Origin of the sequence: Neptuniibacter marinus, from assembly GCF_001597725.1 — a bacterium.
Taxonomy (GTDB): Bacteria; Pseudomonadota; Gammaproteobacteria; order Pseudomonadales; family Balneatricaceae; genus Neptuniibacter; species Neptuniibacter marinus.
In genome coordinates this window covers 77,421-93,894 of the sequence record NZ_LUTR01000012.1, presented here as the reverse complement: position 1 = coordinate 93,894, position 16,474 = coordinate 77,421, and the positions used below count along the sequence as shown (strand labels likewise).

Below are 16,474 nucleotides of genomic sequence, written 5' to 3'. Positions count from 1 at the left end.
AGATTCGACACCTTTATCAAAACGGGTAACTCTCTCTTTTTCAAGATGATGTGTCAGATCTAGTCTGAGCTAATTCAGTTTTAATCGTATGATTAGTTTTCCAATAGGTGTGGCCACAATATCAGTGCAAAGTTGGCCTCAATGGGTGGTGCGTGAGCTAATTCCTGCTAGCCATATATCGAGAGCTTCTTTCGTGCATAGTTTTTTCTATTCCCCCATATTTGTCGAGCAGCGAACAACCTGTTGGTCCACAGATATTTGTAACAATGTAGATGTCTGTTCTATCTGCTATATTTTACTCAGTATTCGAGGTTAATGAACTCAAGGAACTCCCTATGCTGATAACATTTTCAACCGATGCATATAGCAGTATTACGATGTTTGGTGATGTAGGTCTTTCCATGCTAAAAATGATGGGACATAGCGCTACCGTACCTGGCGCAATTCTGGCCGAAGATGTGCCTGAAGCACTGAGCAAGTTATCCGCTGCAATTGATGCGGATAAAAACCAGTCGCCCGTGATGGACGAGGATACTGAGGAGGCAGAGGTGAGTATCACCAATCGTGCACTTCCGCTAATTGAGCTTCTTACTGCTGCTGCGAAGGACAAATCAGACGTTATGTGGAAATAGTTACAGCACTGGATTACTTTAAGCCTTTAGTGAGGCTTAAGGGTGGAGGTGAAAACATCAACTAAGTATCGGTCTTTTTGTTCTTAGTGTCCGAGAAATAGATACCGCCCTCATTCTCACCTATATCCAAAACGACAAGGGGAAGTGGTAACCATACAGTTCCCCTTTGTTTTATCTGCTTTTAGATAATCTCCTATGCTTTGGCCACAACGTCAAATACCAAGCAATTAATATGACTGCACCCCATGCTTCAATAGCATACGAGGCAGAACATCATCTAAGTTCTGAACGTCCTTATCTTCAAGTTCGATTAACTTAAAGCCGTATTGTTTATAAATTTCCTGCTTCTGTGCTTTTCTGTGTAGATATTTTGAATCGTTTTCGTAGCCCCAGTACTCGATGTAGACCTTGCCTGTAGGGATGTAGAAGTCGCAGTAGACCTCCTCTTCAATAGGTAGTTTTCGCTCATAGGCATGAACTATTTCAGCCATGTATAACCAATTATCTATTAGCATTTCTGCTTTGGAGCGAACGTAATGTCCATCGGTAGTACGAAGTTTTGCTTCAAATTTATCACGGAAGTTTGAATCATCACTCGTTTCTGGTTTTGCTTCTTCGGATGCCGCTTCACCTTGAACTTCGCTGATGGTGGTTTTTAACGCTTTGTTTTCAGTGATGGAGTTAGGCCAAACAACATAAGGGATACCGGAACGGAAATCCTCTTTTTGTTCACCACCAGAGGCTTTGCCGGAAGAGGTGATGGTCCAGCCTTTGAGTGCTTTATTTATCCAGCCCAGTTCTGACAGGATTGAATTCATTCGATTTGCTGACAGCTTGAAGGTTTTGCCTATCACCGTAGCCGTAACAAACTTTTCTGAACTTGAATTTGTTGGGTCTGAAGATGAGCTTTCGAGTGATAGATCTTCGGGCCAAGTAATGTACTTGCCGTACTTTGGGTGATTAATATATTGGCCGCCTGCATTCTCTCCGGCAGGGAGTAGCTTCCATTCGTTGTCTTTACGTTGAATGAAGCCGCATGCCTCTAATTGTGCAAATAGTTCTTTACCTGAGATGGCTCTGTTTTTGGCAAGTGCCGATGTTGAAAGTGTTTTGCTCATACTGAGATACATCCTTGAATCCTGTTTATGCGCTCATATCATATCGCACTTTAGGTTCTTCATCGTTTTAATGGTGCTCTAATATTGTTCATTACCCAAACGATCTTAAATATTATTCTGAATAATAGATATTTTGTGCGGTGCAGTTATTGTTTTTTGTGATTTTTACATCTATTTGCATAGATTTCCTTGAATTCAATCCCTTTGGCCATATTAATCATTATGCTGCATTGCACAAAAATATGGTGACTTTTTGTTGTTAATTGGTTGCTTTATATACAGGCCGTTAGGGGGTAGAGAGTATTACGTCAGTACAAACAGAGAGATTGATCTCTGGTTGCCTGCCGCTAAGTCCTTATAATAAGAGCTAGATAGTAAATTTGATAAAGATAAAAACATAGAAGAGTAGTTAGTTGTTTATATCTATACAGGATTGCGCTTTTGAAGACGAGAATCGCTGGAGATATGAGCAGCAGCAAAGGTTTTACTTAATAAACTTTCACAGTTCAGCTGTGAGGAGCTTAAAACATGAGCATACCTACTTCTATGAGTTTGAACGAACTAATAGAGCGGACCCATTCGCTCACTGAAACACATCATGAAATTCTATCGACTTGTGAGTCTATAGAGGAGATTATCTCCCTTAATAATTGGTATTGGAATGCTATGAATTCTCTATGGCAGCAAGTAAATGCGCCGGAGTGTGCGGCATGATCTACTGTCTAATTAGCCCTTATCATATTTAATAAGGTTGCTTGATGCCTGTTTTGGCAGGGAGTAACTGAATTAGGGTTTCTACTTTTTCTTTAGGGTTGCAAATAATTTATGTAAAGGGGCTACATAGGCCTTCACATATATCATGCTAAGTAAGCGCATTAGTATAAAGTGCTGCTGGGATTGTCGTTTTAGTTTGCACTGTAATATCATTTCTGTTGAAGTCTGCTAGGCTTATACAGATGTGGAATGCTTGATACGGGAGTTTGGACGTTAGAGTCTTGGAGTACGCCTAATAAGCGAAACAATAATGAATAGGCCTCGAACGATTCTATAACCTCCGTAAACAGCGTAAACTGCGCACATCTATTCTTTCTTTACTGACGATCCGTTGGAACTGGAAAAAGCAGCTACATATGGCCAACGGTAATACATGAATGTCATAACGGAAAAAGGATCTAGGGTCATTAAGGCATTTATCACGGCATTTTTCATGGTTAGCTTAGCCGCTGGTATAAGAGTATGGCCTTTGCAAGGGCTAGAGTCGGAACTTACGTGGCTGACATTTTATCCTGCTGTGATCGTAGTTGCGATTTATGCGGGGTTTTACGCAGGTTTATTAACAACGTTATTTTCATGTTTGGTGGTCACATTCTTGTGGCCATTATTGTTTTCACATCCTCCAGTAGAGTCTATGTTTGATTTTCTTGATATGGCCATGTTTGCCATCATATCAGGTGCTATGGCGTATTTTTTTAGTCATTTCTGCGCCCTTCGTCAAAGGCTCAGAAAGGCTGAGCAGGCGTTAAAAGAATCTGTTGAGCGTGAGCAGTTTATCAGCTCTATTATTGACGCTTCGCCGAGTATGATTGGTTATTGGGGAACTGATCTCCGTTGTTTGTATGCCAATAATGCTTACCAAGAGTGGTTTGAGAAAAAGCCTGAAGAAATTGTAGGGATCGCATTCCAAGATTTGGTTGATGAGGAACTGTTTGCTTTAAATGAGCCTCATATTAGTCGAGCACTTGCCGGTGAGCCACAACGTTTTGAGCGGACTCTCAATAAAGTTGATGGCAGTGATGGGCATATCATCGGGCACTATATTCCAGATTTCGATGATGAGGGCAGGGTTAAAGGATTTTCGATTTTAGCCAATGAGGTGACTGTTTTTAAAGAAACCGCGGAAGAGCTTGAACTCGCAGCCTGTGTTTTTGATAACACGTTGGATGGTGTTCTTATTACCGATACAAATGGCGCTATTTTATCAGTTAATCCTGCTTTTACTGATATTACAGGTTATAGCGAAGACGATGTCATTGGAAAAAACCCTCGTATCCTGCGGTCTAACCGGCACGATGAAGAGTTTTATGTGTCCATGTGGGAAGAGATTCAAACGAATAGTCGTTGGAGCGGCGAAATATGGAACCGTCGTAAAGATGGGGATCTTTATTTAGAAAGTATGACCATCAGTATGGTACGTGATGAAAACGGTGAACCTGTTCGTTATGTGTCGGTATTCAATGATATTACTGCTCTTAGACGTAAAGATGAGCATCTTAAACATTTGGCTTTTCATGATGCTTTGACTGATCTGCCTAATCGCACACTGTTGATGGATCGTATCAACCAAAAACTTATCAATTCTAACCGTGAGCAGTTTAGCCTTGCCGTGATGTTTTTAGATCTTGATGGCTTTAAAGCTGTTAATGACCGATTTGGTCATAATGTTGGCGATGAGTTATTAAAAGAGGTTGCCAAGCGCTTACTCGCGTTAGTGCGGGAGTCGGATACCGTTGCGCGTGTGGGTGGTGATGAATTTATGTTTATCCTCAATAACCCTCAGGGCAAAGATGAGGTTGAGTATGTGGCTAAGCGTGTTGTTGAATCTATTAATGAACCTATAACGGTGTGCAGTGATATGCTGAATATAGGGGCATCTGTTGGTATTGCTATGTTCCCTGATGATGGAGATTCTTCTATAGATTTAATCAATAATGCAGATATAGCTATGTATGCTTCTAAACGCTTAGGTAGAAATAATATTAGTTTTTTCTCATCGGATAGATGCATTGCCCAAAAAGGGAATGGCGGTTCGGGTACTGACCGCTTATGAGTCGTTACACCTGTAAGGTTTTTCTACCTCCTCGCTGTTTGACCTAATTTTTATCTGATAGGCTTTTATGCTCCTTTTGTCTGTTTCTAAAAGAAAATTTTCTCTAAAATATTCGAAAAAATCCTAAGGACATCCGATGCAGCTGATTACCCTTACCCCGATTCGAAGCCACCTGAATTTGAAGGTGGGTGTTAATGAACAAAGTCAGGGGTATAAGACGTTCCTTGATAGCCTGTCACAAGCTGCCCCCTCTATCCGAGTGCAGCAATTTCGTAATGAAAAAGCCTACGAAAAGATAAATGTGGATGACCGAAATACACTTTGCTTATTCCGACTGAAACAAGATTACCCTGAGCTACAGGCTCAGTTAGATGTTCAGGTTTATAGTAACTGTATGAGCATTGTTTCGATCTGTTTCGATCTTGAAGATACGGCATATGGGAGTGAGTTGGAAGCGTATTTACAGGAGAAAACAACCGAGTTAATTGACTGTTTTTATCGAGAGATTCTTTTCCCATTGCTTAAAAGCCTTCCCCAGTCTGTGCAGCCATCTTATTTGGAAACCGTGGGTCAGTTCACGGGCTTCACGGATATTAATATGCCCTTCACTGATTGCTCTGAGGTGGAGCAGCTGTGGAGCTCGAGTTTAATGCGCCTTGGTGATGCCGAAGTAGCAGAGAATAAACAGACTATAGTTGATTGGCTACGAGATACGCCCTGCCCTGAAGATGCAAATAAAATAATACGCGGCGAAAAAAATCATGCTCTTTCTTGGCTTCACTATGTTGTAGTGGAAAAACAGAAGGGTGAACTAGATTACATGCTCGAAGCTATGTGCTTATCTCAGTATGTATATGCGGTGCAGGATGTATGCAATACGCATTTATACCGTGCGATCTCTGATGCATATTTAGAAAATAATACCCATAATGCAGAGCAAACCTTAGATGGTATTCGTGCAATTACAAGAATGCATACTTGTGCTTACCAGGAAAGTTTAAAATATCTACAGCGGGATAAGAAGCAGCTTGTCGAGCAGATTCTTAGTGGGTGGGATTTCAATAAAATAACTGAAAACTCTCAGCGTTTATTGGATACCTGCTCGAGTCGTCTTAAAGATATTCACACATCACGTTCAGAAAAAAGTACCTTTTATACTGACCTGATTTTAGTGGGTATAGGTTTTATTAGCTTATTTGATCTTGCTGTATCGCTTTCTCAATATAGCCGCGCATACACATCAAATGCAACGCTAGGTTATAGGGATGTGGAACCGTCCGGCTTTTTGACTGAAATAGCGAGTTGGGAAACGGATAACTTGCTGATGTTAAGTTGCGTTATGATCCTTTCATTATTAGGAGGCTATTGGTATGCCAAAAGCCGCTAATTTATTACGTGCTGGGTTAGTAAGTTTTTTATTTTTCTGCTTACCCCTTAAGGCCCAGCCATTTGCGCCATCAGAGGTCTATACCGCTCACTGGCCCCCTTATGTGAATAAGCCCGGTATGGAATTAGGTACCGCAGCAAGCATAGTGCAGATGGTTTATTATCAGATGGAGTTGTCCCCCTCTTGGCAAGAGCTGGATTATTACTTTAGTTATCAACAGGTGGCGAAGAGCGGTGTTAAGGCTAGTTTTCCCTATTTCTGGACACAGCAGCGAGCGGATGAGGTGTTGTTCTCTGCACCGTTGATGAAGGTTGAGAATGGTGTTTTTTACTCAACGCAAAGCAATTTAGTTGAGCCCGATCTGACTAATATTAGTCACTTAAAAGTAGGCCGAGTTGCTGGCTATAGTTATGGCGAAAAGTTAGCATTTTTACTTAATGATGCGACGGTCTTTAGTGGAGAGGTAATGGCGATTACAGCCCTGGTAAAGGGCGAAATAGACCTGTTACCTATCAGTGTCGAAGTTGCACGTAATTTGATACAAGAGTACTACCCCCATCGTATTCACGAATTTAAATTATTAGCAGGGTACAGTTCAAAAGATGCTATTCACCTAATCGCGCCTAAAACTGAGGAAGGTGCTGCGTTTATCACTAACTTTAATAAGGCGTTGGCGACTCTAAAGCAGAAAGGGATGATTGACCAAATTTTAAGTGCGCCTAAATTAGGTGGAGGTAGCGGTTATGTTAGGCTTGTCCCAACGGAGGGCTTTCCTGTTGTCACCGGTTTTGAGCTAACTTCTGAGGAGCCTGACAAGCTTTTTTATGTGGTTCCTCAAGGCAGTCGAGCCGTAGTGTTGAGCTGGGATCAGGTTGTATTAAAACCTCATGCCACCGAGAAAATTTTCGACGGCATGATGAATTACTCAAAAGTACGGATTGTAGATGGCCCCCACGCGGGGCGAGAACTCTATGTGCGAAATATGCATTTAGAGGTTGATTAATTAGTGCTTGAATTAACCTTAGGTTGGGCGGGGACCGCCTTATATATACTTGCACATGGATGGATATCGATTTTAAAACGTAGTTCAGATAGGGGTTACTATGTAATCAATTTTTGCGCTGCTGTACTTGTCGTTGTCTCCTCTATGATTCTCTCATCATGGCAGCCGGTATTGATTAACGCTTTTTGGGCATTGATCAGTCTTGCTGCGCTATATCGGTATAAGTTGCCGGCACTTTTTCTGACTAACCGCTATCTCACTTTTCTTGTTTCTATTGTTTTTTGTATTGGTTGTATCTGGTTTTGGTTAGTTAATCAAATGGCTGGCTTATATATTTTGGCGTGGAGTTCGGTGATTGCTTTTTGCCTATCTTATTGGCGTTTTTCTAGTCGGCAATTACCACAAAAAGGTTATTTTCTATTTAGTGCTTATGCTGCCTTTATTCTGTTGCCTCAACTCTATTTAGATGAAAATTGGCCTGTGTTTTTGTTAGAGGTGCTGTGGGGAAGCTTATCTGTTATTGGTTATTTAAGGCTTCGAGCATGATTAATATGCTAAGGCGGTTAGATAAATTTTGGCTAGTGGTTTTTATAGCCGTGTTTGTGGAACTTTAGACACGGTATGTGTGGTTAAGATGTGGTTAAGATGTGGTTAAGATCTCATACTTTTTTGCCAAACTCTTTTTGTAATTCTTCCGCTTTATGAAGTAGCTCTTCAGAACGTTTTAATGCGTCTTTTAAGTTCTGAAAGCAGCGAAAGTTAGTTCTGTTTTTTGGGGGTGATACTAGAGAAGGCTCGGATTGTAGCTGCTCAGTTTTACGTAACTTATTACTGTAGCTAATCATATGAAATCAACTCTTAAGTAGTATTTTGTAACACCATAGTCCTTATTTGTTTTTGTGCAAGCTTATATCTAGTTAATTGCTACTTATGTAGTATATTTTGCTTGTTTAGGCCATTTTAGTATTCTTTTTAGGCTTAACTAGAGCGGTTTTTATATTATATACATTAGGTATTTTTAAATTAGATATATCTTCTGTTGTCGTTCTTTTTGTATAGAACAAAGCGTTTGAATTTTAGTAAACGGCTTTGCGTATGAAGGTAAAACCATACCAATATTACGACGATAGAATCGGTTAGTTTTTTTTGGGGAGCTTCGTTTTAATTTATATGAAGTAGGGTAAGTTTGAGTACTCTATTATTTGTAATATCAGAGTAGTAAAACATAGATATAGACCTGAATTTTTTTAGCTTCTAGGATGAAAAAAAGTACAAATCGCGTGACTCTTTTCTTTTTAGCTAGATAAGTGGGCGCAGTGTCGTTTTATTTATAGGTATATTGTGATGTTGCGTAATTTTTTTCTAATAATTGGTTCTCTCTTTTTTTGCATAGTATTAAGTAGCTGTTCTAAGCCTGAAGCTAATCAAGCGAAGAAGAAAAAAGAGCATCTGGTCCAAATCGTTGCTGCATCAAAAGTTAGTACCTCTATAGAGAGAGAACGAACAGGTACATTACGAGCCCACCAAGATATACACATTTATAGCCAAGAAGAGGGCAGTATTACGTTTTTACCTTTTTATGAAGGTGATCGGGTAAAGGCCGGGGATATGGTTGCACGTCTTGATGATCGTTTGTTAAAAGCACAGTTTAAACGCGCACAAGCCTTACGCAGTAAAGCGGAAAAGGATTTAAAGCGTATCCGTGGCTTAGCGAAGCGTAAATTAGCGGCGGAAATAGAATTAACTCGGGTTGAAACTGAATTGGCAGTTGCTCAAGCAGACGAGCAGCTTTTAGCGACTCGGTTAGATTACACACAAATAAGAGCACCGATTGATGGGGTCATTAGTGAGCGTTTAACCGAGCAAGGAAACATAGTTGAAAGCTATAGCCATTTGTTAACGATCTCCGATCAAAGCTCATTGATTACTGAGTTAAATGTATCGGCCTTGTTGATTAATAAACTGCATTTAGGTGATGCGGTTTCTATGACTATCGATGCACTTGCTGGTGGCCAAGATTTAGCAGAACCTTTTGTTAAAGGAAAAATAACCCGTATCTATCCAACACTTAATCCGGTTACGCGTACCGGAATCGTAGAAATTGCATTGTCCCCTGTACCTAAAGGCGCTCTGCCTGGACAGTTGGCACGGGTTAAATTAAAAACTCAGGAAGCTATTCGTCTGTTGATTCCTTTCGCTGCGCTTAGACGTTCTTCGCAGGGGGAATATGTCTACATTATTGGTGATGATAATCGGGCGGAGATTCGACCGGTTGTGAGTGGATTGAAAATAGGCGAACAAATAGAGATTTTAAGAGGCCTTGAAGAGGGTGAAAGAATAGTAACTCGGGGCTATACGAATTTACGCAATGGTACGCAGGTCAAAGTTATTGCATCGAATACAGTGCCCGCAGAACTTAATAACAACCTTCGCATAGACTCTCCTAATGAATAACCATCGTAAAAGCATTGCCAGTTGGTCCATTCGGCATCCTGTTGGGGTGAGTATGATTGCTGCAGCTGTGATTGTCTTGGGATTATTTACACTTAGCCGTTTAGCTATCGATCTTTTACCTAATATTATTTATCCAGAAGTGCGTGTGCGCATTATCGATAGCGGTGTACCTGTCTCTGTGATGGAGGATAAAGTAACTCGTCAGCTTGAAGAGCAATTAGCAATTACAGAAGATGCAATTAGTGTTCAATCTAATACAACACGCGGGCTTGCAACGGTTGATTTGGCGTTTGATTACGGAAAAGATATTGATATTGCCCTACGTGATGCCAGTACACGATTAGACCGCGCAAAAAGATTTCTTCCTGATAGCATTGATCCTCCTATTATTTATAAGCTCGATCCGTCTCAAATTCCCGTTATGGAGTTTGTTATTAGTTCTCAATTCAGAAACGGGGTTGAGCTTCGCCGTTGGGTCGATGATGTATTTGCTAAATGGTTTTTGAATTTGCCGGGTGTTGCTGCTGCTGAGGTGGGTGGTGGACTCGAGAGAGAAATTCAGATTATTCCTGATCAAAGTCGCTTAGCGGGCTTAGGGCTGAGTTATCAAGATGTTATTAATACTTTGGAAAAATCTAATAGCGATGAGCCCATAGGGCGATTGCAGATGCCCGCCCATGAAATTACGGGCCGTATTAGTGGTCGCCTTAAAAGTGTGGAGGGGATCAGGCAACTTCCAGTGGCCCAGCATGCTGGGAACACCGTCTATCTTAGTGATGTTGCTGAGGTGCTTGATACCCATGAGGATGAGCGTATTAAAGTTCGTGCTAATGGTATTGGTGGCATCAAATTATCTATCCAGAAGCAGCCTACAGCTAACACCACGTCAGTAGTTAATGTAGTTCAAGAGCGATTGCGTTGGCTTAAAGAACAGAAAATTTTACCTGAAGATGTCAGTGTAACTACTGTATCTGATCAGTCTATTTATATTTATCAATCTTTACAAAATGCTAGTTTGGCGGCCATTAGTGGTGCTTTGTTGGCGATGTCGGTTGTGTATATCTTCCTAGGCAATTTACGTCGCACGCTGATTATTGGTAGCGCTATTCCTATTGCCATTATGTTTACCTGCGTCTTAATGGGGCTCGGTGGGCTAACTTTAAATGTGATGACCTTAGGTGGTTTAGCGTTAGGCGTAGGGATGTTGGTAGACAATACGATTGTGATGTTGGAAAACATATATCGACATCAATGTGAGCACGAAAAGCCTGCGGATGCGGCCTCTGATGCGGCTACAGAGGTAAATGGGGCTATCATCGCCTCCACTTCTACTAACTTGTCTGCGGTATTACCTTTTCTATTTATTGGTGGGCTGACGGGCTTGTTGTTTCGGGAGCTGATTTTCACTATCTCTGCGGCCATTTTTGCCTCAATGATTATTGCGTTAACGCTAGTGCCAGCCTATGCCGCAAAAGTGACTAGCTTGAATACAAACTGGCTGCGTAAACAGGTGGATAAGGGGGTTAACCACTTGCAGGAGTTTTACGCGGTTATCATATCTAAAATACTTCAAGTGCGTTGGCTTACGGTGATTTTATTTGTCCTTGGTTTAGCGGCCAGTATTCCTATTTTTATGAGTGGTAAACAGATATTTTTACCACAGCTGGATGATGGACGTATTCGAGTGATTGTCTCTGCTGATATTGGTATTTCATTGGCCGAGATGGATGAGAAAGCGCATATCATTGAAAGTTTGTTTGCTAAACAACCAGAAATCGATACTGTTTTTACTTTAGTGGGTGGTTCCGTCGTTGGTCGAACGCAGAGGGAAACGCCTAGCCGTACCACCATCATTGCCCAGCTTAAACCTTTATCTGAGCGCTCAGTGAGTAGTCATGAGTGGATGGAGCGTATGAACAAGCAGATAAATAACCTTCAGTTGGCAGGTTTTAAGATTAATATGTCTCAACGAGGTATTCGAGGCATCAGAACAAATAGAGGCGATGATGACCTCAGTTTGAGAATACAAGGTAGTGATAATGAACAACTTAAGCTGATTGCTGATGAGATCAGCGCGAAAATGGCTAATATCCCAGGTTTGAGTAATATTGCCCATTCCGCCGAGGATGAGCAGTTTGAAATTGCCATTACTTTGGATCGAAAGCGGGCCGCACAATTAGGTTTAAATCTACAGGATCTTACTCAAGCCACACAAATTGCTTTGCAAGGTACTGTTGTGAGTGATTTTCTTGAGGGGGATCGATCCTACGATATCCGCCTCCGCTTAGCGCAAACAGAGATAATTTCTCCACAGGATTTAGAGTCTATTATTCTTTTTCCAGCATCGGATGAATCACCACCAGTTTACCTTGGTACGGTTGCGTCCATCGAATTGTTAGAAACACCCGCTACAATTAAACGTGATAACCAGATGCGTATTGTCGAGGTAACTGCATCGTTGACTGGTAATGCTACCTTAGGGGAGGCGGTTCAAGCCTTAGATCAATTAAGAGAGCAGATTGAAATACCAGCTGGATATACTTTGTATGATGGTGGTTCTAAACAAGCGTTAGCTGAACAGCAAGAACTAACAGATATTTTATTACTTTTGGCGCTCTTTTTAGTGTTTGTCGTGATGGCTATTCAGTATGAGTCACTAGTGAACCCATTAATTATTATTTTGAGTGTGCCATTTGCTTCTGTGGGGGTGGCGTTAGGTATTTATGCATTGGCTCTGCCGCTGTCTATGCCCGTTTGGCTCGGTATGATCATGTTAGTTGGTATTGTAGTGAATAATGCTATCTTAATGGTCGAGTATATCGAGTTGGAACGTGCGCGAGGTGCAGAGTTATCTGAATCGATTGTTACGGCTGCACGATTGCGTTTAAGGCCGATTTTAATGACGACATTAAGTACGGTTGTCGGCATGTTGCCTTTGGCCTTAGGTTGGGGTGATGGTGCTGAAATGTTACAGCCCTTGGCTGTGAGCGTTGTGTGGGGACTAAGCTTTTCTATGTTAGTGAGCCTAGTGCTCGTGCCTATTATGTATCATATTTTCCATTCTTTCCGGTTAAAACCATTACCGCTAGAAACACAAACACCGTTGTAATAAAAATGTGGGGGGTGATGCGCTTTTTTAGCTTCCCCACAAATCTATCTTAGTCTTCGCTTTCGATCACAACTTTGCCGAAATGTTTAGCTTGCGCCATCCATTCATAAGCATCGAGTGCCTGAGAGAATGGGAACTTTTTATCAATTTGAGGATGAATCTTATGGGTTTCCATAGTTGAGATAAGCTGTGTAAGCATCTCTGTGCTGCCAACAAAAATACCTTGAATCCGTAATAGGTTGAAAATAGTCATCAAACTAATAGAAGGGCTTTCAAGACCGGTAAGCATGCCTATTAGGGAGACCGTTCCATTGGGTTTTACGCAGGCTGAAGATTTTTCAAATGTACCTGCACCACCAACTTCAAGTACGTTATCTACACCTTCTCCGTTAGTGACTTTTAGTACTTCTTCTTCCCAATTTGGATGAGTTTTATAATTGATTGTGTGATCTGCGCCAAGTGTACGCAAGCTGTTCATCGCTGGAAGAGGTGATAATCGTCTTGGCACCAAGGGCCTTGGCAATTTGCAATCCAAAGATAGAAACGCCAGTACCCAAGAGTAGAACTGCATGGTTAGGCTTTAACTCACCAACAGAGACAAGTGAATGCCATGCAGTTGTTGGGTAGTGTTGCAGCTTCAGCATATGCGAGATAATCAGGAATTTTGACACTACAATCGGCTTTAAGGATAAAGTAGTCGGCAAGCACACCATTTATACTGCCGCCCATTGCAGAATTAAGTCCTGCATCATCAATTTTCCCCTCTTTCCAGGCTTGGAAAAAGTTGCCAATAACGCGATCACCTATTTGAAAGTTGGTGACAGACTTACCCACGCTAACATCTTCGCCTGTACCATCAAAATAGAGGGATGATTGGGCGTATGTCATTCCTTACATATCCACCCATGGTGATCAGTATGTCGCGATAGTTGAGTGGACAGGCTTTCATTTTTACCAAAATTTCATCAGCAGCTGGGGTAGGAATATCTATTACTACTTGTTGGAGCGTATTGATGCTATCGGCAGTTGTTACTTGATAAGCGCGCATTATTTTGTTCTCCGAACAAGGTGAGTAATTAGGCTTACATGGTAAAGCGTATGCCGCAACTCTTTGTCTAAGAATTGGTTCTATTTATCTAAGAGCTTGTTCTAAAGTAGGTTTTTGCAATGCTCTTTTATAGAACCTTAATCGACCAAATTTAACGTTCGTTCAATTTCATTGTCAAGAAATATGTCGAAGGTCGGATGGGTTATAAAAATACTAGGTAGATCTATCAGAAGGGAATAATGTTAAAGAAAAGTTATTTTTTTAAAAAAGGGGCTTGATTCGCAGATAAAAAATCCCTAAGATTCGCGTCCTCAGTGTGCCGGTATAGCTCAGTTGGTAGAGCAACTGACTTGTAATCAGTAGGTCCGGGGTTCGACTCCTCGTGCCGGCACCATTTTTTTCCTTGTTCTAGGAAAGCTCTTCAATCACTTTATTACGTCCTTAAACTATATATATGTTTAGATTACCAGTTGTTTAGGCGTCTACTTGATTAAGTTCACTATCGGCACTGTTTTGATTAATCGCTCCGGCTTCTGCAGCATCTAAGCTAATGGTTTTATTTCGGCCGCTATTTTTTGCGGTATATAGCGCGACATCCGCTCGCTTTATAGAGTTTTTGATATCATCATGGCTAGGCTGATTTTATGCATCCAGTGATGATGATCGATCGGCCAAGGCTGTTTTGATCTCATTAGATAGCCGTTCAACATCTGCTTGATCACGGCGCTCTAGTAATGATGCGAACATTTGGTTTTCGCTCTGTTTTTTATTAAAACATACCCTACTCTAATGCTAGTTGGTATGAATGAGGCCGCCAATATATCCGTGTGATAATGTGATTGAGATCAGTAAGGGTTAAATCATTTTTTGGAAAGTGGCCCAAACTATGTCCGGCGTTAACGGAGCAAAAACGGCAGGTTCAGCTTTGTGTGTGTTGAGAGGATAATTTTTAGCTTCTAAGCATTGCTGATTTTTGCCGTAACCACCCACTAAACCGGGGTCGGTTGGGCCAAAAAGTATTAAGTTGGGTGTATCAAGCGCGGCAGCGAGGTGAGATAAGCCTGTATCTACTGAAACGCACCCTGTGGCACTAACAAGCACAGTTGCTACTTCTGACAGCGATAGTTTAGGGAGAACTTCTACGTGTGGTTGGTTGTGCGCTAAGCGCTCGGCACGCTCTTTCTCTGCTTCACTACCCCAAGGGAGTTTAATCTTCCAATCACTGGCTTTTTCGATGAGTGAGATCCAATACTCTTCAGGCCAATGCTTATCAAATCGAGTTGTACTGTGTTGGAATACTAAATAGGGCTCTGTCGGTGATGTTGGTACAAAATGTGGGCGAATGGAAAAATCACCTAGCTGCTTAGGTAGGGGGTAATTTAGAGCTTTGGCAAATAATTGACGTATACGCTCGACTGCATGTAGGTTTTTATCTACATAAATGGGGTTGTCGTAAAAGCGGGCAGCCAACGGTTCTTTAGCAGACCCTTTATCTAGGCCATAGCTGGGGCCGTGGGCAAGTTTAGAAACTAGAAGCGCGCTTTTTAATAGTCCTTGAGCATCAATAACAAAATCGTAATTTTGTGCCTGTAATTGAGCTTTATAAGCTGACCATTCACCCTTTTTTAAGGTTTGAATAATGCTTTTGCGCCACCGTCTAATCGCAACAGGAATGACGTTGTCCACTTGGGGATGCCAATGGGGGATCTCTTGAAACCCCTCCTCCACTACCCAATCAAAGCGAATATCAGGATAGGCAGCAGCGGCATCAGTTAATGCAGGAAGTGTATGGATGACATCGCCCATAGAGGAAGTTTTTACGATCAGTACTTTCATTATTTTAACCACTGTTGCAGTGCTGTATAAGCCATATCTGGGCGGATATCGATGAGGCTTTGATGGTAGCCTTGGTCTGCATCGCCTTTTCTTATTTTGTGAAAACCATCAATCAAGCGGATTATTTCTGCTTGTTGAGATAGCGGCGGGGTGAAGTCTGGACTGGTGGGCCCATAAAGGGCTACTAGCGGTGTATTAACGGCTGATGCAATATGCATTAGACCTGAATCGTTACTGACAGCTGCTTTACACTGCGAAATGAGGTCGATCGCTTGGGGTAAGCTGGTCTCTCCGGCTAGATTATGGCAGCTTGCTTGTTCGTTGCTTGTTAGCTGGTTCTGTATTTGTTGGCAGGTATCATGGTCTTTTGCTGAGCCAAATAACCAAATCTGATAGCCGTCGGCAATTAGTTTTTTCGCGAGTGACGCATAATGGTAATCGGGCCAACGTTTAGCCGGGCCAAATTCTGCACCTGGGCAGAAAGCAATGGCTTGATCGGTTGTAAGGCTGAACTGCTCTAAAGCTTTTATACGCTGTTCATCGTCTACGGTAAGGCGTGGATAGAGTATGTTATCTAATGCTAAGGCTGACGCTTCTGATGGTTGTGATAAAGCGACATAACGTTGGACCATCAAGGGAAATGCGTCTTTATCTAATACGCGTAGATCATTTAGCAATCCGTAGCGCATCTCCCCACGCCATCCTGTGCGTGTTGGGATCTTCGCAAACCAAGGGATTAATGCGGACTTTAAGGAGTTGGGCAGTATAAATGCTTGCTCATAGCCTGTTTGGGCGAGTTGTTTGCCAATTTTTTTCCTCAGTGACCATTGTAAACTACCATGGCCTACCGGCATCTCAATTGCTTGATTGATCTCGGGCATTCTAGCTAAAACAGGACGGCACCAGTTAGGCGCTAATACATCGATTTCTCGCGCAGGGTTTTGTTGCTTTAGATGCTTGTAGAGTGATTGACTCATCAGCATATCGCCAACCCATGAAGGTCCGATAATCAGTATTTTCATTTGAAGCGACCTAGCATTTGATAAGTAAACGCAGCATT

Annotated in this window: 15 protein-coding genes and 1 tRNA gene; 9 read left to right on the top strand and 7 right to left on the bottom strand. The window is 41.8% G+C overall.

Translation table 11 applies throughout. The features are described from left to right. Positions 1-335 precede the first annotated feature (335 nt). Positions 336-632 carry a DUF1840 domain-containing protein gene (locus A3774_RS10010; protein ID WP_067866783.1) on the top strand — a complete coding sequence of 99 codons (297 nt, stop codon included), beginning with the start codon at positions 336-338 and terminating at the stop codon, positions 630-632. A 227-nt stretch (positions 633-859) separates the two neighbouring features. Here A3774_RS10010 and A3774_RS10005 read toward each other — a convergent pair whose 3' ends face one another. Then, positions 860-1,750 carry a glycerol kinase gene (locus A3774_RS10005; RefSeq protein ID WP_067866791.1) on the bottom strand — a complete coding sequence of 297 codons (891 nt, stop codon included), beginning with the start codon at positions 1,748-1,750 and terminating at the stop codon, positions 860-862. Positions 1,751-2,278: 528 nt separating this feature from the next. Between A3774_RS10005 and A3774_RS10000 the strand changes: the two genes are divergently transcribed. From A3774_RS10000 to A3774_RS09980, 5 genes are all read left to right on the top strand, one after another. Continuing rightward, complete coding sequence (locus tag A3774_RS10000) at positions 2,279-2,464, top strand: hypothetical protein (RefSeq protein ID WP_067866780.1); 186 nt, start codon at positions 2,279-2,281, stop codon at positions 2,462-2,464. 433 nt (positions 2,465-2,897) lie between these two features. Then, a complete protein-coding gene (locus tag A3774_RS09995; RefSeq protein ID WP_197468051.1) occupies positions 2,898-4,577 on the top strand; it encodes a diguanylate cyclase domain-containing protein in 1,680 nt (559 codons plus the stop codon). A gap of 136 nt (positions 4,578-4,713) precedes the next feature. Beyond that, a complete protein-coding gene (locus A3774_RS09990) occupies positions 4,714-5,964 on the top strand; it encodes a hypothetical protein (protein ID WP_067866778.1) in 1,251 nt (416 codons plus the stop codon). Then, complete coding sequence (locus A3774_RS09985) at positions 5,948-6,967, top strand: substrate-binding periplasmic protein (protein ID WP_067866776.1); 1,020 nt, start codon at positions 5,948-5,950, stop codon at positions 6,965-6,967. The genes A3774_RS09990 and A3774_RS09985 overlap by 17 nt, the downstream gene beginning before the upstream one ends. 3 nt (positions 6,968-6,970) lie before the next feature. Then, positions 6,971-7,513 carry a CBU_0592 family membrane protein gene (locus tag A3774_RS09980; RefSeq protein WP_067866774.1) on the top strand — a complete coding sequence of 181 codons (543 nt, stop codon included), beginning with the start codon at positions 6,971-6,973 and terminating at the stop codon, positions 7,511-7,513. A gap of 113 nt (positions 7,514-7,626) precedes the next feature. Here the strand turns inward: A3774_RS09980 and A3774_RS09975 are convergent, their stop codons facing one another. Next, a complete protein-coding gene (locus tag A3774_RS09975; protein WP_067866772.1) occupies positions 7,627-7,812 on the bottom strand; it encodes a hypothetical protein in 186 nt (61 codons plus the stop codon). 499 nt (positions 7,813-8,311) lie between these two features. Between A3774_RS09975 and A3774_RS09970 the strand changes: the two genes are divergently transcribed. Beyond that, on the top strand, positions 8,312-9,421 hold the full coding sequence (locus A3774_RS09970; protein WP_067866766.1) for an efflux RND transporter periplasmic adaptor subunit: 1,110 nt from the start codon (positions 8,312-8,314) through the stop codon (positions 9,419-9,421). After that, positions 9,414-12,530, top strand: a complete 3,117-nt coding sequence (locus A3774_RS09965; protein ID WP_067866764.1) for an efflux RND transporter permease subunit — start codon at positions 9,414-9,416, stop codon at positions 12,528-12,530. Before A3774_RS09970 ends, A3774_RS09965 begins: the two co-directional genes overlap by 8 nt. Before the next feature lie 49 nt (positions 12,531-12,579). Here the strand turns inward: A3774_RS09965 and A3774_RS16805 are convergent, their stop codons facing one another. From A3774_RS16805 to A3774_RS16795, 3 genes are all read right to left on the bottom strand, one after another. After that, positions 12,580-13,038: a zinc-binding dehydrogenase gene (locus A3774_RS16805; RefSeq protein WP_197468050.1), complete on the bottom strand. Its 459-nt coding sequence runs from the start codon at positions 13,036-13,038 to the stop codon at positions 12,580-12,582. A gap of 77 nt (positions 13,039-13,115) precedes the next feature. After that, positions 13,116-13,418, bottom strand: a complete 303-nt coding sequence (locus A3774_RS16800) for an alcohol dehydrogenase catalytic domain-containing protein (RefSeq protein WP_067866760.1) — start codon at positions 13,416-13,418, stop codon at positions 13,116-13,118. After that, positions 13,387-13,578, bottom strand: coding sequence for a hypothetical protein (locus A3774_RS16795; protein WP_197468049.1), 192 nt, complete (start codon positions 13,576-13,578; stop codon positions 13,387-13,389). Before A3774_RS16795 ends, A3774_RS16800 begins: the two co-directional genes overlap by 32 nt. A 318-nt stretch (positions 13,579-13,896) precedes the next feature. Here A3774_RS16795 and A3774_RS09950 point away from each other — a divergent pair. Then, a tRNA-Thr gene (locus A3774_RS09950) sits at positions 13,897-13,972 on the top strand. A 461-nt stretch (positions 13,973-14,433) separates the two neighbouring features. Here the strand turns inward: A3774_RS09950 and rfaC are convergent. Both rfaC and waaF read right to left on the bottom strand, forming a co-directional pair. Continuing rightward, on the bottom strand, positions 14,434-15,414 hold the full coding sequence (gene rfaC / locus A3774_RS09945) for a lipopolysaccharide heptosyltransferase RfaC (protein ID WP_067866758.1): 981 nt from the start codon (positions 15,412-15,414) through the stop codon (positions 14,434-14,436). Further along, entirely contained in the window at positions 15,414-16,436 is a 1,023-nt protein-coding gene (waaF, locus tag A3774_RS09940) for a lipopolysaccharide heptosyltransferase II (RefSeq protein ID WP_067866756.1), read from the bottom strand. The genes rfaC and waaF overlap by 1 nt, the downstream gene beginning before the upstream one ends. Between the last annotated feature and the right edge of the window lie 38 nt (positions 16,437-16,474).